The 1,900-nt window shown below is 63.1% G+C and carries 4 protein-coding genes; 2 read left to right on the top strand and 2 right to left on the bottom strand.

Going from position 1 to position 1,900, the window contains the following annotated elements:
* On the top strand, window positions 1–194 hold a 194-nt coding region (locus WBA11_RS06445; RefSeq protein WP_424519883.1), incomplete at its 5' end, for a hypothetical protein.
* 58 nt (window positions 195–252) lie between these two features.
* Here WBA11_RS06445 and WBA11_RS06440 read toward each other — a convergent pair.
* Both WBA11_RS06440 and WBA11_RS06435 read right to left on the bottom strand, forming a co-directional pair.
* The gene (locus tag WBA11_RS06440) at window positions 253–630 is read right to left on the bottom strand and encodes a hypothetical protein (protein WP_424519882.1); all 378 of its coding nucleotides are present in this window, start codon (window positions 628–630) and stop codon (window positions 253–255) included.
* Window positions 631–648: 18 nt separating this feature from the next.
* A complete protein-coding gene (locus WBA11_RS06435; RefSeq protein WP_424519881.1) occupies window positions 649–1,419 on the bottom strand; it encodes a hypothetical protein in 771 nt (256 codons plus the stop codon).
* Window positions 1,420–1,673: 254 nt separating this feature from the next.
* On the opposite strand from WBA11_RS06435, the gene WBA11_RS06430 reads away from it, so the two are divergent.
* On the top strand, window positions 1,674–1,900 hold a 227-nt coding region (locus tag WBA11_RS06430; RefSeq protein ID WP_424519880.1), incomplete at its 3' end, for a hypothetical protein.

The raw sequence follows: 1,900 nt of genomic DNA, 5'->3' as shown, positions 1-1,900 counted from the left end.
GGATGGGCGCCGAGACGAGCGGGACCCGTTTCTCGGACCTAATCCGCATCGAGGACGGCGCGACGCTGCGCGTCTGGCAGGGCGCGACGGTCGCGTTCGACGGCGGCCTCGAGGTCGAGCGGGGCGCGTCGTTAGTGTGCGAGGAGGGGGCGAACTGTACGGTCCGTGGGGAGCGCGTCCTCGAGGTCGAGTAGCAGACCTCTTGAGAGACTACAGGTCCCCTGGTTGCGGCCTCGACGTCTGGCAGCATGCTCACTGCTCGTCCCGCTCGACGATACACAACACCGTCGCGCTCATCACGAACGGTTTCCCCCTGAAGTCGTCGTCAGGAGTGCTGTCTTTGAACGCGCCTTCCACGCCGACCAGAATCTCACCTCGGTCCGCGCGGAGCAGGCTCGCTGACGTCTCCAACTTGAGTTTGTCGATGTGGTGGTCGTCCTTCGTCTCGTAGTGGAATGATGAGACTGCCGTCACGGCTCGGAGCACCTTGCTCGGAAAGGTGAGTGTGGCCTGGCCGGCCAAGGTGCCTGTGGAACTGAACGGGCCGTGGTATCTGTGACCTTCGACGTGGCGCTCGACATCGAGGCTCAGTTTCGACATCTCAATCCGGACGGTCTGGAAGTCTGTCATGACGGAGTCGTGTGCGAGTTAGACGACGAGGTAGTCGACCTTCCACTGGATGATCTCATGTCGGTCGTTGTCTTGGAAGTCGAAAGTGTGGTCCTCCAGGTTGACGCCCAGGATCTTGAGCTTCGCGTCGCCCCGAGCCGCACTGTCCGTTCTATAGAGGTACACGAACGAGAAGCCGCTGATCACTCTTTGGCCTGGAGCGCCCGCGGCTCGCCCCCCGATGGGTCGGCTCCGTTCTGGGTCTGTCTCGTCGGCGTAGAAGTTGTTGCCTTCGTGCAAGAACTGTTCGTTGACCTCCCCGACGGGGACGAGGACATACTGGAGCCTACCCGTCGTAGACTCGCCGGCGTTCCGGTCCTTGAAGCCGACCAGCACCGTACCGTTCCGCTCATCGGGGAGGATCGTGATCGAGGCAACGTTCGCGACGTCACTGCCTCGGTCGAACTCGAACCCGCTCAATGCGAACCGTGTGTCCGACGACATACCGGGAATCTGCACCCGAGCTGCCTGGCCATTCTCGAAGTCGAACGGGACCGTGCCAGGGGTTCCAGGGACTTGCACAAAGCATCCGCCGACCTCGACTCGGTTTCCTGACCCCTCGTCACGAAACGCAGCTCGCACTTGGCCGCTGTCCTTGAGGAGGCGGATGAGTTGAATCCGCTTGTCTCCAGACTCTGTAAACGCGAAGCGGAAGCGCTGTAGGGCCGCGTTGTCCTCGGCACCGAGTCCGCTGACGGGGATGGCGTCAGAGCCGCGGAGGTCGTCACTACTGAACGGAAGTACGGACATGGATTCGGTGGGCAGGAGGGTAGTGGAAGCGTCTCGCGGCTGCTCGTGGCTGCCGGGCCAGCGCCGACCGCGCACGTAATATGCAACTCAAGTACCTATTTTCATAATGTTTACTCCGAGTGGTCTGGATCGGCCTAGGTCGCCGGTTCCTCGAGGCTGATTTAATCCTGCTGTTGAGGTGTGTCGTCGCGAGCACCCCGACTCTCCCGCGGACGTTTTGGCGTTTGACCTAACCCCTGAACCACTTCTGGCTCATGGCCGTCGCGCCTGAGAGTCGGCCTGGCAACTCGGCTGAGATTCTCGACCTCGATGCCGACGTCCGCACCGGCGGCTTCACCGTGACCGCCGACTCGTGGATGGGCGCGGAGACGAGCGGGACGCGGTTCTCGGACCTCGTCCGCATCGAGGACGGCGCGACGCTGCGCGTCTGGCAGGGCGCGACGGTCGCGTTCGACGGCGGCCTCGAGGTCGAGCGGGGCGC

The organism is Rubrivirga sp. (genome assembly GCF_049648075.1).
Taxonomy (GTDB): domain Bacteria; phylum Bacteroidota; class Rhodothermia; order Rhodothermales; family Rubricoccaceae; genus Rubrivirga.
The sequence above is the reverse complement of the archived record's forward strand: the minus strand, read 5'-3'. Positions and strand labels throughout refer to the sequence as shown.